19 protein-coding genes are annotated in these 22,217 nt (G+C 70.9%); 10 read left to right on the top strand and 9 right to left on the bottom strand.

Going from position 1 to position 22,217, the window contains the following annotated elements; all coding sequences use genetic code 11:
* Positions 1 to 29: 29 nt before the first annotated feature.
* Both O7614_RS08045 and O7614_RS08050 read left to right on the top strand, forming a co-directional pair.
* Positions 30 to 944 (top strand): DNA-processing protein DprA, encoded by a 915-nt coding sequence (locus O7614_RS08045; protein ID WP_278137846.1) that lies wholly within the window; start codon positions 30 to 32, stop codon positions 942 to 944.
* Between the two features lie 229 nt (positions 945 to 1,173).
* A complete protein-coding gene (locus O7614_RS08050) occupies positions 1,174 to 1,677 on the top strand; it encodes a phosphoribosyltransferase (RefSeq protein WP_278137847.1) in 504 nt (167 codons plus the stop codon).
* A 105-nt stretch (positions 1,678 to 1,782) separates the two neighbouring features.
* Here O7614_RS08050 and O7614_RS08055 read toward each other — a convergent pair whose 3' ends face one another.
* Both O7614_RS08055 and ilvD read right to left on the bottom strand, forming a co-directional pair.
* Positions 1,783 to 2,631 carry a hypothetical protein gene (locus tag O7614_RS08055; protein WP_278137848.1) on the bottom strand — a complete coding sequence of 283 codons (849 nt, stop codon included), beginning with the start codon at positions 2,629 to 2,631 and terminating at the stop codon, positions 1,783 to 1,785.
* 140 nt (positions 2,632 to 2,771) lie between these two features.
* Positions 2,772 to 4,619, bottom strand: coding sequence for a dihydroxy-acid dehydratase (ilvD, locus tag O7614_RS08060; protein ID WP_278137849.1), 1,848 nt, complete (start codon positions 4,617 to 4,619; stop codon positions 2,772 to 2,774).
* A gap of 111 nt (positions 4,620 to 4,730) precedes the next feature.
* Here ilvD and O7614_RS08065 point away from each other — a divergent pair, with 111 nt between their 5' ends.
* The 4 genes from O7614_RS08065 (at position 4,731) to ilvC (ending at position 10,875) form a co-directional block, all read left to right on the top strand.
* Positions 4,731 to 7,103 (top strand): bifunctional diguanylate cyclase/phosphodiesterase, encoded by a 2,373-nt coding sequence (locus tag O7614_RS08065; protein WP_278137850.1) that lies wholly within the window; start codon positions 4,731 to 4,733, stop codon positions 7,101 to 7,103.
* A 187-nt stretch (positions 7,104 to 7,290) separates the two neighbouring features.
* Complete coding sequence (locus tag O7614_RS08070; RefSeq protein WP_278137851.1) at positions 7,291 to 9,174, top strand: acetolactate synthase large subunit; 1,884 nt, start codon at positions 7,291 to 7,293, stop codon at positions 9,172 to 9,174.
* A gap of 81 nt (positions 9,175 to 9,255) precedes the next feature.
* Positions 9,256 to 9,771, top strand: a complete 516-nt coding sequence (ilvN, locus tag O7614_RS08075; protein WP_088991111.1) for an acetolactate synthase small subunit — start codon at positions 9,256 to 9,258, stop codon at positions 9,769 to 9,771.
* A gap of 90 nt (positions 9,772 to 9,861) precedes the next feature.
* On the top strand, positions 9,862 to 10,875 hold the full coding sequence (gene ilvC / locus O7614_RS08080) for a ketol-acid reductoisomerase (protein ID WP_088991110.1): 1,014 nt from the start codon (positions 9,862 to 9,864) through the stop codon (positions 10,873 to 10,875).
* 81 nt (positions 10,876 to 10,956) lie between these two features.
* On the opposite strand, the gene O7614_RS08085 is transcribed toward ilvC, so the two are convergent.
* Positions 10,957 to 11,940 carry a hypothetical protein gene (locus tag O7614_RS08085; RefSeq protein ID WP_278137852.1) on the bottom strand — a complete coding sequence of 328 codons (984 nt, stop codon included), beginning with the start codon at positions 11,938 to 11,940 and terminating at the stop codon, positions 10,957 to 10,959.
* A 271-nt stretch (positions 11,941 to 12,211) separates the two neighbouring features.
* Between O7614_RS08085 and serA the strand changes: the two genes are divergently transcribed.
* Positions 12,212 to 13,810: a phosphoglycerate dehydrogenase gene (gene serA, locus O7614_RS08090; protein ID WP_278137853.1), complete on the top strand. Its 1,599-nt coding sequence runs from the start codon at positions 12,212 to 12,214 to the stop codon at positions 13,808 to 13,810.
* A gap of 72 nt (positions 13,811 to 13,882) precedes the next feature.
* On the opposite strand, the gene O7614_RS08095 is transcribed toward serA, so the two are convergent.
* A complete protein-coding gene (locus O7614_RS08095) occupies positions 13,883 to 14,239 on the bottom strand; it encodes a hypothetical protein (protein ID WP_278137854.1) in 357 nt (118 codons plus the stop codon).
* Between the two features lie 437 nt (positions 14,240 to 14,676).
* Positions 14,677 to 15,519 (bottom strand): FAD:protein FMN transferase, encoded by an 843-nt coding sequence (locus tag O7614_RS08100; RefSeq protein WP_278137855.1) that lies wholly within the window; start codon positions 15,517 to 15,519, stop codon positions 14,677 to 14,679.
* A gap of 229 nt (positions 15,520 to 15,748) precedes the next feature.
* Between O7614_RS08100 and O7614_RS08105 the strand changes: the two genes are divergently transcribed.
* Both O7614_RS08105 and O7614_RS08110 read left to right on the top strand, forming a co-directional pair.
* Positions 15,749 to 16,780, top strand: coding sequence for a 3-isopropylmalate dehydrogenase (locus O7614_RS08105; protein WP_278137856.1), 1,032 nt, complete (start codon positions 15,749 to 15,751; stop codon positions 16,778 to 16,780).
* Between the two features lie 142 nt (positions 16,781 to 16,922).
* The gene (locus O7614_RS08110; protein ID WP_278137857.1) at positions 16,923 to 18,020 is read left to right on the top strand and encodes a branched-chain amino acid aminotransferase; all 1,098 of its coding nucleotides are present in this window, start codon (positions 16,923 to 16,925) and stop codon (positions 18,018 to 18,020) included.
* A gap of 50 nt (positions 18,021 to 18,070) precedes the next feature.
* On the opposite strand, the gene O7614_RS08115 is transcribed toward O7614_RS08110, so the two are convergent.
* The 4 genes from O7614_RS08115 to O7614_RS08130 all read right to left on the bottom strand — a co-directional run bounded on the left by O7614_RS08115 (position 18,071) and on the right by O7614_RS08130 (position 20,207).
* Positions 18,071 to 18,853, bottom strand: coding sequence for a tyrosine-protein phosphatase (locus O7614_RS08115; protein WP_278137859.1), 783 nt, complete (start codon positions 18,851 to 18,853; stop codon positions 18,071 to 18,073).
* A 19-nt stretch (positions 18,854 to 18,872) separates the two neighbouring features.
* Positions 18,873 to 19,331 carry a PRC-barrel domain containing protein gene (locus tag O7614_RS08120; RefSeq protein ID WP_278137860.1) on the bottom strand — a complete coding sequence of 153 codons (459 nt, stop codon included), beginning with the start codon at positions 19,329 to 19,331 and terminating at the stop codon, positions 18,873 to 18,875.
* Between the two features lie 166 nt (positions 19,332 to 19,497).
* Positions 19,498 to 20,028: a carboxymuconolactone decarboxylase family protein gene (locus tag O7614_RS08125; RefSeq protein ID WP_278137861.1), complete on the bottom strand. Its 531-nt coding sequence runs from the start codon at positions 20,026 to 20,028 to the stop codon at positions 19,498 to 19,500.
* A 2-nt stretch (positions 20,029 to 20,030) separates the two neighbouring features.
* Positions 20,031 to 20,207: a hypothetical protein gene (locus O7614_RS08130; RefSeq protein ID WP_278137862.1), complete on the bottom strand. Its 177-nt coding sequence runs from the start codon at positions 20,205 to 20,207 to the stop codon at positions 20,031 to 20,033.
* Between the two features lie 314 nt (positions 20,208 to 20,521).
* Between O7614_RS08130 and cimA the strand changes: the two genes are divergently transcribed.
* The gene (gene cimA, locus O7614_RS08135) at positions 20,522 to 22,105 is read left to right on the top strand and encodes a citramalate synthase (RefSeq protein WP_278137863.1); all 1,584 of its coding nucleotides are present in this window, start codon (positions 20,522 to 20,524) and stop codon (positions 22,103 to 22,105) included.
* The last annotated feature ends 112 nt before the right edge of the window (positions 22,106 to 22,217 follow it).

Consider the following 22,217-nt stretch of genomic DNA (forward strand, 5'->3'; position numbering starts at 1 on the left):
GGCCGGGAGTTGCCTCTACGATCAGGGGCATGGACCGGGTGACGGTGGAGCGGGCGGCGCTGATTGCGCTGCTGCGGCAGCCGGACCTCGGCTGGTCTGATGCCGTGCACGACATTCAGGAGGTCGGCACCGCGCTGGCAGTCCTGCGCCGGGTCGTCGGGCAGACCGACACGCTCTTTCCCGACACCCGCTCCGTCGACTCGCTGATCGAGGCCGCGGCCGGCGAACTCGCCGGCTGGCGGGCTGAGGGCATTACAGTGCGGGCCTTCTTCGACGACGACTACCCCGCCCAGCTGCGTGACATCCGCGAGATGCCACCAGTGCTCTTCGCCCGAGGTGAGTCGCGCCCCGACGCTCGGGCCATCGCAGTGGTCGGCAGCCGCGAGGCGAGCGATCGAGGCGTCGAGATCGCCAGCTCGGTATCAGAATCACTTGCCCGCCGTGGTGTGACGGTCGTCAGCGGTCTGGCGAAAGGGATCGACACCGCAGCCCACCTGGCGGCACTCGCGGCAGGGGGACGCACGGTCGCGGTCATCGGGACCGGGATTCGTCACCACTACCCGACGGTCAACCGCGCGCTCCAGGAGCACATCGCAAAGGTCGGATTGGTGCTCAGCCAGTTTTGGCCCGATGCCGCCCCCACAAAGCAGAGCTTCCCAATGCGAAACGCGGTGATGAGCGGCTACGCCGCGGCCACCGTGGTCATCGAAGCCGGCGAACGCAGTGGAGCCCGGATCCAGGCGCGGCTAGCTCTTCAGCACGGTCGGCCCGTGGTGCTCACCAGTCAGGTGATGCGGCACGACTGGGCACGCGCCTTCGCCGCGCGGCCCGGCGTCCACGTCGCGCACGGGACCATGGACCTGGTGGAGGCGGTCGACGCCATTCTCGACCGTTCACCGGCTGCGGCCGAGTTGGAGGGCTTTCCTGACTTCGCCAGCCTCTGACCCGTGGGCCAGGGTCCGGGAGTACGTCGAGACCCAGCGGAACTTCCTTCGAAATCCCCTGCCTGCCCTCCCCTGGATCTGCCCGACGTGTCGCGGTGTCCGCACTCCCGGGTTCGACTACTGCTATCCCTGTCAGGAACACCAGACGGCGTCTGGTGGCCTGCTCGCCGACGTGGTCGTTCCTATCGCTTACTCGCCGCGTACCGGTCAGCATCATCACCACCTGCGCTTGTACAAGGCCAAGCCGGGGTCGGCCCAGGCTAGGTGGAATCTGCTCGCACTGCTGCTGCTGTTCCTGCAGCGGCACCGCGACTGCGTCGCTGATCGGATGGGCGGTGCTCCGACCCACGTGGTGGTCGTGCCGAGCACCCGGGGCCAGGCCCATCCGCACCCCCTGCAGGATCTGATCGGCGACCGTCTTGGACTGCCGTGGCTCGCGGCGCTGTCCAATCCCCGCCACGGATCTGAGACACGGACGTTCCAGCGCGACTGGTTCACGGTCCAGCTTCCGGTCGAGAGCGTCGGCGTTCGGCCGCTGGTACTGGACGACACTTGGACGACCGGTTCGCGGGCGCAGTCGCTGGCGTACGCGTTGAAGAGCGCTGGCGCATCGTCGGTGGCGGTTGTGGTGCTCGGGCGGCACATCAGGCCGGAGCACGTGGCATCCCGACCGCTGCTGAAGGCGATCGAGGATCCGATGTTCGACCCGGCTGAGTGCGCTGTCGAACGATGAGCGTAGAGCGCTGGACGGCCTAGGTGTGAGGGCTGCCTGGGTCCTGGTACGGCGCTGCCCGACCAAGCGCGTCTCCGCGCCGGCCGGGCAGCAATCCGGTCCTGATCAGCTGGTGGTCAGGCCCTGCAAACCCTTGAGCATCTCGGCGAAGTCGAGGGTTTCCGCCGTCGGCGGCGTCTCGACCGTCACCGCCTTGCCGTAGTCGGTGTAGTCCATCTGCAGATCGCCCAGCGGGCCCATCTTCAGAGTCGCCCGGCGGGGCCGGTACTGCTCGTCGACCCACAGGTCGGTGGTGATCTCCTTGACGCCCATCTTGGTCATCTGCTGCTCGACGCCCGCCCGCAGCTTCGCGTCCATCTGCTGAAGGTGGGTCGCCACCGGGACGGCGACGGTGTAGTGGACGGTGGCCGCCCCGTTCACCGTCTCCTGCCCGACCACCTTCGTGCCCTCGGTGGCGAGCAGTGTCTTGACCTGCTTGGTCGGGTCGATGTCCTCGAACTGCTTACCGAAGTTCATCCCTGCCTGCTCACCGGCGGTGCTCAGGTCCATTTTCATCCACCGCTTGCCGTCCATCTCCGCGCGGTCCGCTGCGGGGATCTCGACGTAGACGACCGCACCGACCATCCGGACGACGGTCGGGTCGCCCTTCGGGTCCTTCACCGTCATCTCGGCCTTGACCGGGTCGCCGAGGTCGATGACGCCGCTCATCTCGACCTTCTCGCCGCCGGCCGTGCCCGTCATGCTCACGGTCACCGAGTCGCTCTTGGTGGTGGCCTCGGCGGTCTTCTGCAGCGACCCCTTCAGGTCACTGGCCAGCAGTTCCAGAACGCTGGGCTGCTTGGGGGCGTCGGACCCGTCGGACCCGCCGGACGTCGTGCCGCACGCGGAGACAGCGAACGCGGTGAGCGCCGCCACCGCCACCGCCACGGACTTCTTGCCAAATGCCACGTGCACGCCTCTTCCCCGAAGGAATCCGGGCTCTCCCCGAATTGATCGACGACACGCTAGCCCACACGACCGACATCCGGGGACCGCGTTTCGTCGATATCGGGGTGTCCGAGCCAGTGGGACACCCCGATATCAGCGGGCGACGGTCACTCCGGGACGCGGCGGTAGGCGCCGTCGCTGGCCGAGGTGGCCATCGAGGCGTACGCGCGCAGCGCCGCCGACACCGGGCGCTGCCGGTCGGTCGGGGTGTACGGCTTGTCGCGCTTCTCCTCGGCCACCCGTCGTGCCTCCAGCTCCTCGGCGGGCACGTTCAGCTCGATCGACCGACTGGGGATGTCGATGACGATCTCGTCGCCGTCGCGGACCAGGGCGATCAGCCCGCCGGAGGCGGCCTCGGGGGAGACGTGCCCGATGGAGAGCCCGGAGGTGCCGCCGGAGAAACGGCCGTCGGTGAGCAGCGCACAGGAGCGGCCCAGCCCCCGTCCCTTGAGGAACGAGGTCGGGTAGAGCATCTCCTGCATGCCGGGGCCGCCCTTCGGGCCCTCGTACCGGATCACCACGACGTCCCCGGCGACGACCTGCTTGGCGAGGATGGCGGTCACCGCGTCGTCCTGCGACTCGTAGACCTTCGCCGGGCCGCGGAAGGTCAGGCTGTCGTCCGGCACCCCGGCGGTCTTCACCACGCTGCCGGCCGGCGCCAGGTTGCCGTGCAGGATGGCCAGCCCGCCGTCGGCCGAGTAGGCGTGTTCGCGGTCCCGGATGCAGCCACCGGCCGCGTCGGTGTCCAGCGACGACCACCTGTTGGTGGTGGAGAACGGTTCGACGGTGCGCACACCGCCCGGCGCGGCGTGGAACAGCTCGACCGCCTCCGGCTTCGGCGAGCCACCGCGCACGTCCCAGTCGGTCAGCCACTGCGCCAGCGAGGGGGAGTGCACGGCGTGCACGTCGCGGTTGAGCTGCCCGGCCCGGTCCAGTTCGCCGAGGATCGCGGGGATGCCGCCGGCCCGGTGCACGTCCTCCATGTGGTAGTTCGGGGAGTTGGGTGCGACCTTGGCCAGGCACGGCACCCGCCGGGAGATCGCGTCGATGTCGGTGACGCCGAAGTCCAGCTCCGCCTCGCGGGCGGCGGCGAGCAGGTGCAGCACGGTGTTGGTGGAGCCGCCCATCGCCACGTCCAGGGCGACCGCGTTCTCGAAGGCGGCCTTGGAGGCGACCGTACGCGGCAGCACGGAGTCGTCGTCGCCGTCGTACCACCGCTTGGCGATGTCCACGACGGTGCGGCCGGCCTCGACGAAGAGCGACCGGCGTGCGGCGTGGGTGGCCAGCGTCGACCCGTTGCCGGGCAGCGCCAGCCCGATCGCCTCGGTGAGGCAGTTCATCGAGTTGGCGGTGAACATGCCGGAGCAGGAGCCGCAGGTCGGGCAGGCGGAGCGTTCGATCTCGCCGAGCTGCTCGTCCGTGACCGATTCGTTCGACGAGGCGATCATCGCGTCGATCAGGTCGATCTTGCTGTGCACCACGCCCTCGATCGCCATCGTCTTGCCGGCCTCCATCGGGCCGCCGGAGACGAAGACGGTCGGGATGTTGAGCCGCAGCGCGGCCAGCAGCATCCCGGGGGTGATCTTGTCGCAGTTGGAGATGCAGACCAGGGCGTCCGCGCAGTGGGCGTTGACCATGTACTCCACCGCGTCGGCGATCAGCTCCCGGCTGGGCAGCGAGTAGAGCATGCCGCCGTGGCCCATCGCGATGCCGTCGTCGACAGCGATGGTGTTGAACTCCCGGCCCACCCCGCCGGCCTCGGCGACCGCGTCGGCGACCAGGCCACCCATGTCCTTGAGGTGTACGTGACCAGGCACGAACTGGGTGAAACTGTTGGCGATGGCGACGATCGGCTTGCCGAAATCGTCGTCGGTCATCCCGGTGGCCCGCCAGAGGGCCCGGGCGCCAGCCATCGTCCGTCCGTGTGTGGAAGTCCTCGACCGCAGCTCAGGCATGCATACCAGCATGACACCGCCGCCGCGCCGGCCCTCCCCGGTGGGTGCCGTGTCCCAACAGATGCACACCCAGTCCCCCACGGGGTGCGCGCATCCGGCACTCTTGAGGGCGTGCAATTCCCCCCGGGCATGGTCGCTGTCGCGGTGGTCAGCGGGCTCGTCGCCGCCGTGGCCACCGGGCTGCTGACCGCGATCGCCCGGCGGCGCACCGGGCCGCACCGGCCGGCACACGTGCTGCTCGCCGCCGCCGCCGGGGGAGCACTGCTCAGCCTGCTGGTCGGGGTCCTCGCCGCGCTCACCGCGAACGAACACTGGGCCCACCAGCAGGGGCAGCGCACGGGGTGGGCGACAGTGGTGGCGATCGGCACGGCGGTGAGCGGGCTGGTCTTCGCCGCCGGCCTGCTCCGGCTGCCGGGGGTGGCCGCGACCGCGACGGGAACGGCCCGACTCGCCCTGGACGGGTTGGTCATGGCCGCCGCGCTGTGGTTCGTCGGCTGGGTGCTCTTCTCCGAGCCCACCCGGTTGCTCGGCGCCGCCACCCCGATGGCCTGCCCGGCGATCCTGGTCACCACGGTGAGCGCCGCGCTCGCGGCCGGGCTCGCCGTGATCGTGGTCTTCCGGGCCGTGAGTCCACGTCGGCGGCTCGCCGTCCTGAGCACCGGCATCACCGCGGTGACCTGCGGCGGGCTGGGCCTCAGTGCCGGGCTCTGCCAGGCTGGGCCGACGATGGCCCTGACCGGTGCGGCGGTGCTCGCCGCCGGCCTGTTGACCGTCGCGTTCGCGGTGCACCGGGCCGACCGGCCGGGGCAGGTCGAGTTGGACCTGATCGGTCGCGACGGCGAGTACGCCATCGCCCCGATGCTGGCGATGGCCGCTTCGGCGATGTACCACCTCGCCCAGGACGGCCGGTTCACCGCGGCGGGCATCGTAGCCGGCAGCGTGGAAGGCTTCGCCCTGGTGGCGCGGCAGTACCTCACCCTCCGCGACGTCCGGGGGTACGCGGACCGCCTGGCCGAGCGGGAGGCGCACTTCCGTGAGCTGGCGCACACCGACCCGTTGACGTCGTTGGCCAACCGGCGTGGCCTGCTCCGCGCGCTGCACGACAGCGCCGCTGCGGGCACCCCCCGCGTCCTGCTCGGCCTCGACCTGGACGGCTTCAAGAACGTCAACGACATGCGTGGCCACGACGTGGGCGACGCGGTGCTGGCCGAGGTGGGCCGGAGGCTGCGTGGCAACCTGCGCCCCGGCGACGTCGCCGCCCGGTTGGGTGGCGACGAGTTCGCCGTACTCATGCAGGGCCGGCCGGCCGAGGCGGACCGGGTCGCCGAGCGGTTGCTCGGGGTGCTCAACCGGCCGTACGACGAGCCGGAGGGGCCGGTCTTCCTGTCGGTCAGCATCGGGGTGGCCGGTTGGGCCGGCGAGCCGGACGTGGAGTTGCTGTTGCGCCACGCCGACCTGGCTCTGCGCTACGCGAAGCAGCGTGGCAAGAACCGCATCGAGCGTTACGACGCCGCCTACGACCAGTTCCTGCGGCGGCGTACCGCTGTGGAACACGAACTGCGGGGCGCGATCGACCGCGACGAGCTGCGGTTGGCTTTCCAGCCGGTGGCGTCACTGCCGTCGGTGCGGCCGGTCGGTGCGGAGGCACTGCTCCGCTGGCACCACCCCGAGCTGGGCAACGTCCGTCCGGACGAGTTCATCCCGCTCGCCGAGGAGTGCGGGATGATCGCTCCTCTCGGTGCCTGGGTGCTGCACCAGGCCTGCTACCAGCTCTCCCGGTGGCTGGCGGACGGGCACGACGTCTGGGTGTCGGTCAACGTGTCCCCGCGTGAGCTGCACGCCCCGGAGTACGTGGTCCAGGTCGCCGAGGCGCTGCGTGCCCACCACGTGCCGCCGCAGCGGCTGGTGCTGGAGGTCACCGAGCACGCCGTCGCCACCGACCTGGACGAGCTGATCCGGCGGCTGACCGCGTTGCGGTTGACAGGTGTCCGGATCGCGCTGGACGACTTCGGGGCCGGCTACTCGTCGCTGGGGCAGTTGCGTCGGCTTCCGATCGACATCCTGAAGATCGACCACAGCCTGGTCGCCGAGCACGAGCCGGTCCGCCCGGTCGGCCAGGACGGCCCGGCGTTCGCGCCGATGGTCGACATCGTGATGCGGCTGGGTCACCAGTTGGGGCTGGAGGTGATCGCCGAGGGGGTGACCACGCCGACCGAGTTGGCTGCCGTGGTGGCCGCCGGTTGCCGGTTCGGCCAGGGCGCCCTCTTCGGCTGGGGGGTGCCGGCCGAGCACCTGGAGGCCATGTTGGAGGCGGCGACCTCACCGGGTGCCCGGCCTGCTCCGGTGCCCGCGCCGCGTCGCAATCCGGCTGGGTCGGGGCAGCTCAGCCCGCCTGCCGATGGCGCGTCACCGGCCGACGCGCCGGACTCCGTTAACCAACATGTGGGATCAGTTGACTCATCGCGTGAGATGCGTCAGGCTTAGCCGCATGTCGTCGTACCGGTCGCTGCGAGTACTTACCTGAGCGCACTCTCCCAGATGAGAGTGCGCTGGCCCCGTGCATCTGCACGAGGGCCGTTTTTATTGCCATCGGAACCCGGCGAGGCGGGCCCCGCCCGTGTCGCAACGCTTGACTAGCCACCAGCCACTCCAGCCGAAGGCCAGAACCGTCATGACGAGACCCACGCCCGAGACCCTCGCCCACACCGCCCGCCGGGCCCGCGCGGCCGCCGACCCGACCGTCGACGTCGACCCGGCCCCCGCACGCAGCGCGGCGACCCCGGCCGTTCCGGCGGTACGGCCCTCCGCCCCGGCCCAGGTCTCCGGGGCCGGCTCGCTCGTGCGGTCCCTCGAGGCGCTCGGCGTCGACGTCGTCTTCGGCATCCCGGGCGGCGCGATCCTGCCGGCGTACGACCCGCTCTACGACTCCACCGTCCGGCACATCCTGGTGCGCCACGAGCAGGGCGCCGGGCACGCGGCGACCGGGTACGCGCAGGCCACCGGCAAGGTCGGTGTCTGCATCGCCACCTCCGGCCCGGGTGCGACGAACCTGGTCACCCCGATCGCCGACGCGTACATGGACTCGGTGGCGATGGTCGCGATCACCGGTCAGGTGGCCAGCCCGTTGATCGGCACCGACGGCTTCCAGGAGGCCGACATCCAGGGCATCACCCTGCCGATCACCAAGCACAACTTCCTCGTGCAGAACGCCGAGGAGATCCCGCGGGTGCTGGCCGAGGCGTTCCACCTGGCCAGCACCGGGCGGCCCGGCCCGGTGCTGGTCGACATCCCCAAGGACGTGCTCCAGGCGCCGACCACCTTCGCGTGGCCGCCCTCATTGGACCTGCCCGGCTACCGGCCGACCCTGCACCCGCACGGCAAGCAGATCCGGGAGGCGGCGCGGCTGATGGCCGGCGCCCGCCGACCGGTGCTCTACGTCGGCGGCGGGGTGCTCAAGGCCGGCGCCACCGACGGGCTGCGCCGGCTGGCCGAGCTGACCGGCATCCCGGTCGTCACCACGCTGATGGCGCTCGGCGCGTTCCCCGACTCGCACCGGCAGCACCTGGGGATGCCCGGCATGCACGGCACTGTCGCCGCCGTCTACGGCCTGCAGAAGGCGGATCTGATCGTGGCGCTGGGCGCGCGGTTCGACGACCGGGTCACCGGCAAGCTGGACTCGTTCGCCCCGGACGCGACGGTGGTGCACGCGGACATCGACCCGGCGGAGATCGGCAAGAACCGGCACGTGGACGTGCCGATCGTCGGTGACGCCAAGCACGTCATCGACGAGCTGATCGCCGCGGTGACGGTCGAGCGGTCGGCGGGGCGCAGCACCGACCTGGGCGACTGGTGGACCCAGTTGGACGACCTGCGCAACCGCTACCCGCTGGGCTACGACGAGCCGTCCGACGGCACGCTCTCCCCGCAGTACGTCATCAAGCGCCTGGGTGAGATCGCCGGCCCGGACACGATCTTCGTGGCCGGGGTGGGTCAGCACCAGATGTGGGCCTCCCAGTTCATCTCCTACGAGAAGCCGCACACCTGGTTGAACTCCGGCGGCCTCGGCACCATGGGCTACGCGGTGCCGGCGGCGATGGGCGCGAAGGTCGGCAAGCCGGACACGGTGGTCTGGGCGGTGGACGGTGACGGCTGCTTCCAGATGACCAACCAGGAGCTGGCCACCTGCGCGTTGGAGGGCATCCCGGTCAAGATCGCCGTGATCAACAACGGCAACCTCGGCATGGTCCGGCAGTGGCAGACGCTCTTCTACAACGAGCGCTACTCCAACACCGAGTTGGGCACGCACAAGCACCGCATTCCCGACTTCGTCAAGCTCGCCGAGGCGTTGGGCTGCGTCGGCCTGCGCTGCGAGAACGCGGCCGACGTGGACAAGACCATCGCCGCCGCCATGGAGATCAACGACGCCCCCGTGGTGATCGACTTCGTGGTCGGCAAGGACGCGATGGTCTGGCCGATGGTCGCCGCCGGCACCAGCAACGACGAGATCATGTTCGCCCGCGGCGTCCGCCCGGTCTTCGACGAGGATGACATCTGACATGAGTGAGCACAGCGAACGAATCAGCAAGCTCAGCCCTGCCCACGGTCGCGGCACGACCGAGCGAAGCGAGGTCGTGGCATGACCATGCACACCCTGTCCGTGCTCGTGGAGAACAAGCCCGGCGTGCTCGCCCGGGTCTCCGGCCTGTTCTCCCGCCGTGGTTTCAACATCGACAGCCTCGCCGTGGGTGAGACCGAGAACCCGGACGTCTCCCGGATCACCATCGTGGTCAACGCCGAGTCGTCCCCGTTGGAGCAGGTCACCAAGCAGCTGAACAAACTGGTCAACGTGCTGAAGATCGTCGAGCTGGACCCTCAGGTGTCGGTTGCCCGGGAGTTGCTGCTGGTGAAGGTCCGCGCCGACCGGGCCGCGAGGTCCCAGGTGCTGGAGACGGTCAACCTGTTCCGCGCCCGGGTGGTCGACGTCGCACCGGACACGCTGACCATCGAGGCCACCGGCACCCCTGACAAACTCGACGCGCTGCTGCGCGACCTCGAAGCCTTCGGCATCAAGGAGATGGTCCAGTCCGGGCTGGTGGCGATCGGGCGCGGCTCGCGTTCGATCACCGCAGGCCCCGCGCTACGGGCCGCCTGACGCCACCGGTCGGCCCCGGCGGGCCTCCCGGACCCAACCACACAGACCACGACGGGCCGCCCCGGCCGTCGTACGAAAGGGAAGTTTCTGATGAGCGTTGAGGTGTACTACGACGACAACGCCGACCTCGGCCTGATCCAGGCCAGGAAGGTCGCGGTGATCGGCTACGGCAGCCAGGGTCACGCCCACGCGCTGTCGCTGCGCGACTCGGGCGTCGACGTGGTGATCGGTCTGCCGGAGGGCTCGAAGAGCCGTCCGAAGGCCGAGGAGCAGGGCCTGCGGGTGCTCACGCCGGCGCAGGCCGCCGCCGAGGCCGACGTGATCATGGTGCTCGCGCCGGACACCGCCCAGCGCAAGCTCTACACCGAGTCGATCGAGCCGAACCTCGCGGCGGGCAAGGCGCTCTTCTTCGGCCACGGCTTCAACATCCGGTACGGCCTGATCAAGCCGCCGGCCGAGGTCGACGTGGCGATGGTCGCGCCGAAGGGCCCCGGTCACCTCGTCCGCCGCCAGTACGCCGACGGCAAGGGCGTGCCGTGTCTCGTCGCCGTCGAGCAGGACGCCAGCGGTAACGCCCTCGCGCTCGCGCTCGCCTACGCCAAGGGCATCGGCGGCACCCGGGCGGGCGCGATCAAGACCACCTTCACCGAGGAGACCGAGACCGACCTGTTCGGCGAGCAGGCGGTGCTCTGCGGCGGTGCCTCGGCGCTGGTGCAGACCGGTTTCGAGGTGCTCACCGAGGCGGGCTACGCCCCGGAGGTCGCGTACTTCGAGTGCCTGCACGAGCTGAAGCTGATCGTCGACCTCATGTACGAGGGCGGCATCGCGAAGATGCGCTACAGCATCTCCGACACCGCCGAGTACGGCGACCTGTCCCGTGGCTCGCGCATCATCGACTCCCGGGTCAAGGACGAGATGCGCAAGATCCTCGGCGAGATCCAGTCCGGCGAGTTCGCCCGCGAGTGGGTCGCCGAGGACGAGGCGGGTCGGCCGAACTTCAAGAAGTGGCAGGCCGAGGGTGCGGCGCACCCCATCGAGGAGACCGGCAAGAAGCTGCGCGGCATGATGAGCTGGGTCGACCGCCCGATCACCGAGACCGCCTGACAGGTTCGACCCGCAACGGTCCACCGGCGGCCGGCGATCGTGCGCTCTCCCCAGCGCGGGTCGCCGGCCGCCGGCCCTGTCTCAGCGGCTCTCGATCGTCTCGGCCTCGCCGGTTGCCCCGGCGGCCTCCTCGTGCCGACCGACGGCCTGGAGGATCACGGCCTGCGCGCGCAGCGCGACGACCAACCGACGCCGGTGTCGAACGGGGTCGCGCCCGGCCAGCCAGCGGCAGTGCTCGATCGCCTTCGTGGCCGTCGTCACCGCCGCCTGCGTCTCGTCGAGCCCGACGTGACACCTGGCGATCACCAACGACAGGTTGGCGAGCGGCGGACGGGCCCGTAGCGGTTCCCACCGGGACCAGAAGACGAGCTCCTCGCGAGCGTCCACGGCCATTGTCAGCGCCTCGGTCCACCGGCCGTACGTGGCGAGGGAGTGGGCCAGCCCGGCCGTCGCATCGAGTCGGGAGGGCAGATACCTCTGCCGTGTCCAGAAGGGCAGCCGACGGAACATCTCGACCGCCTCCTCCCGGGCGGCAAGCGCCTCCGCCGGCTCGCCCAGCGTCGCCCGGCAGTAGCCGATCGCAGTGAGGGACCGGGCCAGGTCCGTCCGCTCCCGAAGACCGAGCGGCGTGCACCGTAACCAGGTCTCCCGGGCCTGCTCCGCGAACGACAACGCCTCCCGGGGGGCTTCGGGCGAGAGTTGGATGGCCATCATCAGCTGCGCCGAGGCCAGCACGACCAGACCGTCCCGGTCGGTCGCGTCCTCGACGTACCCGATCGCCTCTTGGCCCTGTGCGAGCGCTGAGGTCATGGTGCGGTCGTCGGGGACAGACGCCTGCGCGACGAGCGCCCGGGCGAGCCCCACCTCGTGCCGGCCCGGCCGGTCGAGGACCAGCCGCCGGTAGAGCGCGACCGCCTCGTCGGCGGCGGCCGTCCGCCGACGTACGAAGTTGCGTCGGATTTTCACCTGCTGGGACCGGGTGACCAACGCCTCGGCAAACGTCGGACCGAACCGTGCCGGATCGACGCGGCTGAGCTGCCGGAGCAGGACGACACGCGTGGCCATCAGCACGGACGCCTCCTTCAGCCGGTTCCCGGACCCGTTTGTAGTGGGCGGACGCAACCGTTTCGGTCAGGTGAACTGCCGATGTCCGTCGCTCGACCGGGCGTGTGAGGGCCCTCACCCCACAGACCGGAACATGCCGGGCAGCGCGGCCCCTACGATCGCCTGTAGGTGCAGCAGCCGGCACCTGACGGCCACGGCACGGATCAGCGCGGGGCGCAGTGCGGCGCCCCGCCGCCCGGGCCGATCGCAAACACGACCTCTACGAGGACCGATGAATCCTGTCGTACTGATCGCCGAAGAACTCGCCCCCGCCGCCATCGAGGTGCTCGCCCACGACTTCGACGTCCGTCACGTCGACGGCACCGACCGTCCGGCCCTGCTCTCGGCGCTCTCCGAGGCCGACGCCGTCATCGTGCGCAGCGCGACCCAGATCGACGCCGAGGCGGTCGCCGCCGCGCCGCGACTCAAGGTGGTCGCCCGGGCGGGCGTCGGGCTGGACAACGTCGAGGTGCCGGCCGCCACCGCCCGGGGCGTCATGGTCGTCAACGCGCCCACCTCCAACATCGTCTCCGCCGCCGAGCAGGCCGTCGCACTGCTGCTCGCCGTCGCCCGCAACACCGCGAGCGCCAGCTCGGCGCTCAAGGCGGGGGAGTGGAAGCGGTCGAAGTACACAGGTGTCGAGGTGCAGGGCAAGACCGTCGGCGTGGTCGGGCTCGGTCGGATCGGGGTGCTCTTCGCGCAGCGCATCGCCGCCTTCGGCACCCGGCTGATCGCGTACGACCCGTACATCCAGCCGGCCCGTGCGGCGCAGCTCGGCGTACGCCTGGTCGGGTTGGAGGAGTTGCTGCGGGAGAGCGACTTCATCTCCATCCACCTGCCCAAGACGCCGGAGACGGTGGGCCTGATCGGTGAGAAGGAGCTGGCGATCGTCAAGCCGGGCGTCCGCATCGTCAACGCCGCCCGCGGCGGGCTGGTCGACGAGCAGGCCCTCGCCGACGCGATCGCCGAGGGTCGGGTCGCCGGCGCCGGCGTCGACGTGTACAGCAAGGAGCCGTGCACCTCCTCGCCGCTGTTCGCCTTCGACAACGTGGTGGCGACCCCGCACCTGGGCGCCTCCACCCACGAGGCGCAGGACAAGGCCGGTCTCGCCGTGGCCCGGAGCGTCAAGCTGGCGTTGCAGGGCGAGTTCGTCCCGGACGCGGTGAACGTGCAGGCCGGTGGCCTGGTCGCCGAGGATGTCCGGCCGCTGTTGCCGCTGGCGGAGAAGCTGGGTCGGGCGTTCACCGCGGTCGCCGGTGGGGTCGCCGCCAGCGTCACGGTCGAGGTGCGCGGCGAGATCGTCAGCCACGATGTGTCGGTGCTCAAGCTCGCGGCCACCAAGGGCCTGTTCAGCTCGGTCGTCGAGGACCAGGTCACCTACGTCAACGCCCCGCACCTGGCGGCGGAGCGCGGTGTCGAGGTCACCCTGGCGGCCCTGGCCGAGACGGCCGAGCAGTCCACCCTGGTCACGGTTCGTGGCGCGCTGCCGGATGGTCGTACGGTCAGCGTCTCCGGCACGGTCACCCACTCCGGTGCTCGCGACGTCCTCAAGCTGACCGAGGTGGACGGCTTCGACGTGGAGATCGGCGCGGAGGGCATCCTGCTCTTCCTGCGCTACGCGGACCGGCCCGGTGTCGTCGGCACCGTCGGCACCCTGCTCGGGGAGTCGGGCATCAACATCGCGGCCATGCAGGTGGCTCGGCGCGAGGCGGGTGGCGAGACGCTGATGACGCTCACCGTCGACCAGGCGCTCGGCGCCGACCTGCTCACCTCGGCCGCCGACTCGATCGGTGCCACGGCGGCCAGCGCGGCGGACCTGCGCGACGAGTAACGACGGCACAGCACCATGGGGGCCCGGCGATCCGCTGGGCCCCTTGTCGTGTCCGGGTGAGATGACCCGGCGTCAGCCGGGCATCCGGGCCGGGGGCGGGTAGACCGAGCCGTCCTGCGGGTCGAACAGCATGAGCCCGTGCTCGCCGGCCAGCCGCTCGATGTCCAGCAGCACCTGGTCCGCGCAGGTCGGATGCAGGTTCAGCTCGACATGGTCGTGGGCGGCGTGCAGAGGCGCCACCGCCCACGGGCTGTTCGGGCCGGGATGGCGGTCCGGATAGGAGGCGGTGATGGCCCGGTAGAAGCTGACCACCCGCGGGTCCGGGTAACGGTCGATGTGTCGCCCCTGCCGGCAACCGTCGACCGCTGCCCGTACGTCCTCGGGCGTCGCCCCGTCCTCCAGGGCCCACACACTCAGATCGAAACTCACGGCGGACAGCGTGCCATCCGCCGTTCACCATGTCGAAACTGCCTCGCCGCCAGCCCAACTGCCGAATTCCGCAACCTCCGGCCAGGACGGTCCGGTGTGGAGACTCTTGCGTCGAGTTGCGTCGATTCGCTAGCGTACGTGCTGCGGTCACTGGCCGAGTCGAGGCACCGGCCCGTCTTCGGGTGGCGCGGTCGACGTCCGGCCCGACCGGTCCGCACCCCTCGATTGTGCGAGCCACGCGCACTCGTCGCTGACCGGCCCCCACGGTCGTTGCCGAGACCGTGGGGGCCGATCGCAAGGCCCGACCGGCCGACCAGCACCGGCGACGGGGTTCGCCGGCAGCGGAACCATCACCGGGTTCACCGGTTGTGGGCGGTCGAGGTGCGAATCGGGCCGGAGCGCCGCGGGGAGACGGGCTCGCTGCGACGACCTGCTGTTCAGCGTCGGTGGGCGAAGAGCACGCGATAGTCGGCGTCGCCACGGAACCACGACAGGCCGGTGGGGCCGGCCGCGTACAGCGCGGTGGCGTAGGCGTCGGCGATCGTCAGATCGGGCCCCACGACGGTGGCGGCGACGAGTTGGTCGGCCGGCTCACCGGTGTGCGGGTCCACCACATGTCCCTGCCGTCCGGTCACCCCGGAGGTGCCGACCGCGCCGGCGGTCATCTCCAACACCAGCGGCGCGCGCTCGGGGGCGGTCGGGTGGTGCACGGCGACCCGCCACGGCCCGCCGTGCGACGCGTGGCCCCGGACGACGAGGTCGGCACCGGTGAGTACGGCGTAGTCGTGGATGCCTGCGGCGCGCAGTCTCTCGGCGGCGCGTTCGACAGCCCAGCCGCCGAGCAGGCCGCCCGGGTCGAAGCCACCGGGCACCGCCCAGGCGTCGAACCACCCGTCGGTGGCGGCGCGCATGGCCGTGCAGCGGTCCACCAGGTCGGCGAGGGGTGGGTACGAGTCGGGGCTGATCTCGCCGCGACGTAGGCGGGAGACCAGGCTGTCCGGCCGGTTCGGGCCGTAGGTGAGGTCGATGGCGCGTAGCTCGGCCACGCTGTCCCGCAGTGCCTCACCGACGCCTCGGCGGCCGAGCCAGGCGGGGGCGTTGAGCAGGAGGGTGTATTCGGCGGTCGCGGTGCGGACGGTGTGCTGCACGGCGATTCGGCCGTCAGCGGCGGCGGCTGGGTCGATCCGCTGCCGTCGGCGGCCGAGTCGGAGGTCCGGCCGCCGGCTGCGGAATGCGGACGGGTCCGGCCAGCGGGTCCGTGGCTGCTCGTCGATGCGCATCGCATCTGCCCCCTCGCGCTTGGTGTCGCGTCGCCGCGACCCCGGGTGGTCAGCAGGCCCCCGTGACCCACTGACCACCACGGTAGGCAGCGGAGATGACCGCCTCATGAGTCTCAGCTGAGAGGGTGCTGTGCATCCGCGCGTCTCGAATAGTGGAAGCCGCGTACCGGGAGGCGGGACAGGGACGTACCGTTGCCCGGACGGAACCGTTGAGCAGAGGAGTGCGGTCGTGGCGCGGATCGCGGTGGTGGCCGGGGATGGCATCGGGCCCGAGGTGGTCGCGCAGGCCCGCAAGGTCCTCGACGCGGTACTGCCCGGCGTGCAGGCCACCGAGTACGACCTCGGCGCGGCCCGCTGGCACCGTACCGGAGAGGTGTTGCCCGACTCCGTGCTGGCCGAGCTGGCCGGGCACGACGCGATCCTGCTCGGCGCGGTCGGTGACCCCACGGTTCCGCCCGGCGTGCTGGAGCGAGGTCTGCTGCTCAAGCTCCGCTTCGCCTTCGACCAGTACGTCAACCTGCGCCCGTCCCGGCTCTGGCCCGGGGTCGCCGGCCCGCTGGGCAGCGTGAAGCCGGGCGAGGTCGACCTGGTGGTGGTGCGTGAGGGCACCGAGGGTCTCTACGCCGGGGCCGGTGGCTCGCTGCACCGGGACACTCCCGCCGAGGTCGCCACCGAGGAGAGCCTGAACACCCGGCACGGCGTGGAGCGGGTGATCCGGGACGCGTTCGCCCGCGCCGGCCGCCGGGAGCGGCGCAAGGTCACCCTGGTGCACAAGACCAACGTGCTCACCCACGCCGGGTCGCTCTGGGCGCGCACCTTCGACACGGTCGCCGCCGAGCACCCGGACATCGCCACCGAATACCAGCACGTCGACGCGGCGGCCATGTTCCTGGTCACCCAGCCGCAGCGCTACGACGTGGTGGTCACCGACAACCTCTTCGGAGACATCCTCACCGACATCGCCGCCGCCGTCACCGGCGGGATCGGGCTGGCGGCCAGCGGCTGCATCAACCCCGAGGGGGCGTACCCCTCGATGTTCGAGCCGGTACACGGCTCGGCGCCGGACATCGCCGGTCAGGGCGTCGCCGATCCGGTTGCCGCGGTGCTCTCCGCCGCGCTCCTCCTTGAGCAGTTGGGGCACGCCGAGGCCGCAACCCGGGTCAACGCGGCGGTCGCCGCCGAGCTGGCCAGCCGCACCGCGGGCGTGACGCTGCGGACCGAAGAGGTCGGCGACCGGCTCGCCGCCCACGCCGTAGCCTGACCACCCCGGCGTCGGCCTGCCCGGGCCCGCCGTCCTGCCCGGACGGCGCTACCCGCTGAACGACCGTTCGGGGTAAGTTTTCTGGCACAGCCAATTCGGTGTGCGGTCCCGCATGCCGTCGTCCCGCAGGGAGGTCAGCGCGATGAGCGGTGGTGACAAGCTCGACTTCGAGATCCGTCCGAATCCCGCGCCGGTATCCGCCGCCGACCGGGCCGCCCTGCTGGCCAACCCCGGGTTCGGTCGCGTCCACACCGACCACATGGTCACCATCCGCTACGCGGAGGGCAAGGGCTGGTACGACGCCCGGGTGGAGGCGCGTGGCCCGATCCCGATGGACCCGGCCAGCGCCGTGCTGCACTACGCGCAGGAGATCTTCGAGGGGTTGAAGGCGTACCGGACGGCCGACGGCGGCGTGACGATGTTCCGGCCGGATGCCAACGCGGCCCGGTTCGTCGCGTCGGCACAGCGGATGGCGATGCCGGTGCTGCCGCCCGAGGTGTTCGTCGACTCGCTGCACAAGCTCATCGAGATCGACCAGGAGTGGATCCCCACCGGCGAGGACGGCAGCCTCTACCTGCGGCCGTTCATGTTCGCCAGCGAGGTGTTCCTCGGCGTCCGCCCGGCCAACGAATACCTCTACCTGGTGATCGCCTCTCCGGTCGGGGCGTACTTCACCGGTGGCGTCAAGCCGGTCACGGTCTGGGTCTCCCCGGACTACACCCGGGCCGCACCCGGCGGCACCGGCGCGGCCAAGTGCGGTGGCAACTACGCCGCGTCGCTGGCCGCCCAGGCGGAGGCCATCGAAGCCGGCTGCGACCAGGTGGTCTTCCTGGACGCGGTGGAGCGCCGCTTCGTCGACGAGTTGGGCGGCATGAACGTCTTCTTCGTCTACGACGACAACACGGTGGTCACCCCGCCGCTGACCGGCACGATCCTGCCCGGCATCACCCGCGACGCGATCATGACGCTCGCGGCGGCGGCCGGGCACCAGGTCGAGGAACGGCCGGTCAGCTTCACCGACTGGCAGGCCGACGCGGCCAGCGGTCGACTCCGGGAGGTGTTCGCCTGCGGCACCGCCGCGGTGGTCACCCCGATCGGTGGGGTCCGCTTCCCGGACGGCGAGTTCCTGATCGGTGGGGGCGAGCCCGGCCGGGTCACCATGTCGCTGCGTCAGCAGTTGGTCGACATCCAGCGCGGCAAGGCCGCCGACGCGCACGGGTGGGTGCAGCGGGTCCTCTGACCATCGTCACGGGGTCGGCCCGTCGGACGGACCGGCCGACCCCGCTTCGCCTACGCCTCGTTCAGCAGGTGGTCGCGAAGGGCGGCGAGCTGCTCGTCGGTCACCCCGGCGTGCCGCAGGTACGCCTCGACCGACCCGTGCCCGGCACGCAGTTCGTCGAGGAAGATCTGCATCGCCTCGGCGGGGGAGGCCAGGAACGGCGCCGGCACGTCCGCCTCGTCCGGGGTGACGGAGGCCAGCCACGCGCTGTATCGGGCCGACGCCTCGCTGCTGAGCGCGTAGTCCGCGGTGATGTCGGCGTCGTCGACGCCGAGCACGGCGAGCGTCAACGCGCAGACGATCCCGGTGCGGTCCTTACCGGCTACGCAGTGCACCACCACCGGGGCGTTGGCGGAGTCGGCGATCAGCCCGACCGCCTCGGCCAGCCCGGCGGTGCCGGTCTGGGCCAGGTCGGCGTAGCGGTCGGCGAGGTACCGGGCGAGGCTGGCGCCCTCCTCGTGCGGCGTACCCGACCAGTCGTCGTGCTCCGGGTGGATGTGCCGGTAGGTCAGCCCCTGGTAGGCCGGCACCCGGCCGTCGCGCTCCACCTCGGTGGGGCGGCGCAGGTCGATGACGGTGCGGACGCCGATCGCGGCGAAGGCGTCCCGGTCGGATTCGGTGAGGCGGTGCAGCGAGTCGGAGCGGTAGAGGCGGCCACTGCGGACCGGCCGGTCGCCGTGGCCGAGGTACCCACCGACGTCGCGGAAGTTGAAGGTGGCTGGGAGCGAGACATGGCGGCTGTCGTCGATGGCGTCCACGTTCACACGGTAACGGCCGGTGGGTCCGTGTCCCACCGGCCGTCGAGCCGAACCGTCAGCGTGCCGTGCCAGGCGGGAGAGCGCCGTACGTCTCGTCGTAGTAGCCGCCCAGCCGATCCCGGTAGCTCGGATCGCTGTGGCTGGTCTCGTCGTACTCCGGGGCGGCCTTGATCTGGTCCCGGGTGCGGTCGACGGAGACGGTGCGCTGGTCGTGGTCGACCTGGTTGACGGTGCCGGCCGGCAGCATCACCTTCTTGCCGAAGATCCACGGGCCGGTGTCCACGACCAGGTAGCTGCCGTCCACCTCGTGGCTGGCGCTGTCGATCTTGCCGATTCCACCGTCGGTGGCCTCGACCTTGTAGCCGACCAGGTCGGCGTCGGCCACCCCGGCGTGGTCCCGGTAACGCCAGGGGTCGAAGGTGCCGGCGGGCGCGCCCCCGGACACCGTGCCCTGGTCGCCGCCGCGCAGCGGGTCCGGCCCGGCGTGGGTGGCGTGCGGATCGATCCTGTCCATGCCGTTCACTCCTGACTGTCGCCGATCGTCGCGGCGTCGGTGGGTGCGTTCCCCCAACGCAGCTACCCGGCTGCCGGGGGATGGAAACGGCTGGAGTGTGGCGATGCTCAGGCGGAGGCCACGGCGCTGCGGTCAGGGCCGCGGCGCCCAGGCGAGGGTGTGGTGCTCAGGCCAGGGCGGCCTCGGCGTCCAGCGTGACCGCAGCGGCGTGCACCACGGCGGCGATCCGCAGTGCGTCGTGCAGCTGCTCAGCGGTGAAACCTCGGCCACGCAGGGCCTTCTCGTGCAACTCCAGGCACACCCCGCAGCCGGCGATCGCCGACACCGCGAGGCACCACACCTTGAAGTCACCCTTGTCCACGCCGGGCCGGGCGGTGACCTGCATCCGCAGCCGGGCCGGCATCGAGGCGTACCGCTCGTCACCGACGAGGTGCTTGGCCCGGTAGTAGACGTTGTTCATCGCCATGATCGCAGCGGCGGCCTTGGCCGCCTCGACACCCTCCGGCCCGAGGTGTCCCAGCGCCTCGGCCGCGATCTCCCGCAACACCAGCGCGTTTCGGGCCGTCACCGCGCACGCCAGGGCGGTGCCCCAGGTCTGCGCCGGGGTCAACGTCGAGGTGCCGATGGTGGAACTCAGGTTGAGTGCGATGTCCTTGGCGTACCCGGGCAGGGCCGCCCTGATCGCGTCCAGGCCCATGGTCAGACCCCGGCGATCTCCGTCGGACCGATGACGCTGACGTCGATCGGCCCGACGGGGACCAGACGCCACTTGCCCTCGTGGGACGCGTGGTTGATCGTCTTGGACGCGTTGGTGACGCCCAGCGATACGCAGGCGGCGAGCCTGTGCTCAGGTAAGCGGTCACTGACGGTGAGCACAGGTCCTCCTTGCAGATGGCGCGGTGGCCATCATTGGATCCGTTCCAGATGCTTCCGCACGGCTGTTCCCGCCGGTGAGCGGCCTGGTGGCTTGTGAAGCCGATCACGAGCGGTGGTTCCGACTGAACGAACCCTCAGTAATCGTCCCGCCATGTGGGTTCTTCCTCCCAAAACCAGGGGCGGGGTGGCAGAGTGGCGATCGTGACCAGCACTGCCCTGATTATTGCGACCTAGCGCGCCGGCCCCCCTCCGCCGAGCGCGCAGACCTCCCGCATCCGCGGGAGGTCTTTTTGTTGCTCCGAGAAAGGATCCTGATGACGTTCCAGGTCTTCGACACGACGTTGCGCGACGGCGCCCAACGCGAGGGGCTCACCTACTCGGTGGTCGACAAGCTGGCCGTGGCCCGGCTGCTCGACGAGTTCGGCGTCGGCTTCATCGAGGGTGGCTGGCCGGGCGCGGTGCCCAAGGACACCGAGTTCTTCCGCCGGGCGCGCACCGAACTGGCCCTGCGGCACGCCGTGCTGGTCGCGTTCGGAGCCACCCGCAAGGCAGGTGTCGCGGTCGCCGACGACCCCCAGGTAAGGGCCCTACTCGACGCGCAGACACCGGCGGTGGCACTGGTCGCCAAGGCCGACAGCCGGCACGTCGAACGCGCGCTGCGCACCACCGGCGCGGAGAACCTCGCGATGATCCACGACACCGTCAGCCACCTCGTCCGCGAGGGCCGGCGGGTCTTCGTCGACGGCGAACACTTCTTCGACGGCTACCGGCACGACCCCGCGTACGGCGCGGCGGTGGTGCAGACCGCGCTCGCCGCCGGTGCCGAGCGGATGGTGCTCTGCGACACCAACGGCGGAATGCTGCCGTCCCAGGTGACCTCCGTGATCGGTGACCTCACCGACAAACTCGGCATCGACGCGGGGCTGCTCGGCATGCACGCCCAGAACGACACCTCCTGCGCCGTGGCCAACACGATCGCCGCCGTGGAGGCCGGTGTCCGCCACGTCCAGGGCACCGCCAACGGGTACGGCGAACGGCCCGGCAACGCCGACATCTTCGCGGTCGTCGCCAACCTCCAACTCAAGCTGGGCCTGCCCGTCCTACCGGAGGGCTGCCTGGCGCAGATGGTGCGGGTCTCGCACGCCATCGCCGAGATCGCCAACATCGCCCCCGACACCCACCAGGCGTACGCCGGGGCCGCCGCCTTCGCCCACAAGGCAGGGCTGCACGCGAGCGCGATCAAGGTGGACCCGTTGCTCTACAACCACGTCGACCCGTCGGTGGTGGGCAACGACATGCGGATCCTGATCACCGAGATGGCCGGCCGGGCCAGCGTCGAGCTCAAGAGCCGTGAACTCGGCCTGGACCTGGCCGGCAGCCCGGAGGCGCTGACCCGGGTCACCAAGCGGGTCAAGGAGTTGGAGGCGGGTGGTTGGTCCTTCGAGGCCGCGGACGCCTCCTTCGAGTTGCTGGTCCGCTCCGAGTTGCCGGAGGGCGGCCCGGCCCGACCGTTCACCCTGGAGTCGTACCGGGTGCTGGTCGAGCATCGAGAGGACGGCGCGGTGGTCTCCGAGGCGACCGTGAAGATCCGGGTACGCGGTGAGCGGGTGATCGCCACCGCCGAGGGCAATGGCCCGGTCAACGCGCTCGACGAGGCGCTGCGGGTGGGCCTGGCTCGGCACTACCCGCAGCTGCGCGACTTCGAGCTGGCCGACTACAAGGTGCGCATCCTGGAGGGCAGCCATGGCACCGGCGCGGTGACCCGGGTGCTGCTGGAGACCGCCAACGGCACCGGCCGGGACTGGACCACTGTGGGTGTGCACCCCAACGTGGTCGAGGCCAGCTGGCATGCCCTAGTAGATGCCCTCACCTACGGCCTGGCCCCCACCCCCGTCTAACCCCACCCCACCCCACCCGTCCCCGTCCCCACCCCACCCGGTCGATCATGGAGTTGTGGCGGTGTGCGAAACGGGCTTAAGTGTCCAAAACGCCCACCACAACTCCATGATC

Origin of the sequence: Micromonospora sp. WMMD961 (assembly GCF_029626145.1) — a bacterium.
Lineage (GTDB): Bacteria > Actinomycetota > Actinomycetes > Mycobacteriales > Micromonosporaceae > Micromonospora.

Bases quoted from the DNA above. Each gene is read 5' to 3' on its own strand.
- O7614_RS08045 (WP_278137846.1), top strand. From the start codon at position 30: ATGGACCGGGTGACGGTGGAGCGGGCGGCGCTGATTGCGCTGCTGCGG.
- ilvD (WP_278137849.1), bottom strand. From the start codon at position 4,619: ATGCCTGAGCTGCGGTCGAGGACTTCCACACACGGACGGACGATGGCT.
- O7614_RS08070 (WP_278137851.1), top strand. From the start codon at position 7,291: ATGACGAGACCCACGCCCGAGACCCTCGCCCACACCGCCCGCCGGGCC.
- ilvN (WP_088991111.1), top strand. From the start codon at position 9,256: ATGACCATGCACACCCTGTCCGTGCTCGTGGAGAACAAGCCCGGCGTG.
- ilvC (WP_088991110.1), top strand. From the start codon at position 9,862: ATGAGCGTTGAGGTGTACTACGACGACAACGCCGACCTCGGCCTGATC.
- O7614_RS08085 (WP_278137852.1), bottom strand. From the start codon at position 11,940: ATGGCCACGCGTGTCGTCCTGCTCCGGCAGCTCAGCCGCGTCGATCCG.
- serA (WP_278137853.1), top strand. From the start codon at position 12,212: ATGAATCCTGTCGTACTGATCGCCGAAGAACTCGCCCCCGCCGCCATC.
- O7614_RS08100 (WP_278137855.1), bottom strand. From the start codon at position 15,519: ATGCGCATCGACGAGCAGCCACGGACCCGCTGGCCGGACCCGTCCGCA.
- O7614_RS08110 (WP_278137857.1), top strand. From the start codon at position 16,923: ATGAGCGGTGGTGACAAGCTCGACTTCGAGATCCGTCCGAATCCCGCG.
- O7614_RS08120 (WP_278137860.1), bottom strand. From the start codon at position 19,331: ATGGACAGGATCGATCCGCACGCCACCCACGCCGGGCCGGACCCGCTG.
- O7614_RS08125 (WP_278137861.1), bottom strand. From the start codon at position 20,028: ATGGGCCTGGACGCGATCAGGGCGGCCCTGCCCGGGTACGCCAAGGAC.
- cimA (WP_278137863.1), top strand. From the start codon at position 20,522: ATGACGTTCCAGGTCTTCGACACGACGTTGCGCGACGGCGCCCAACGC.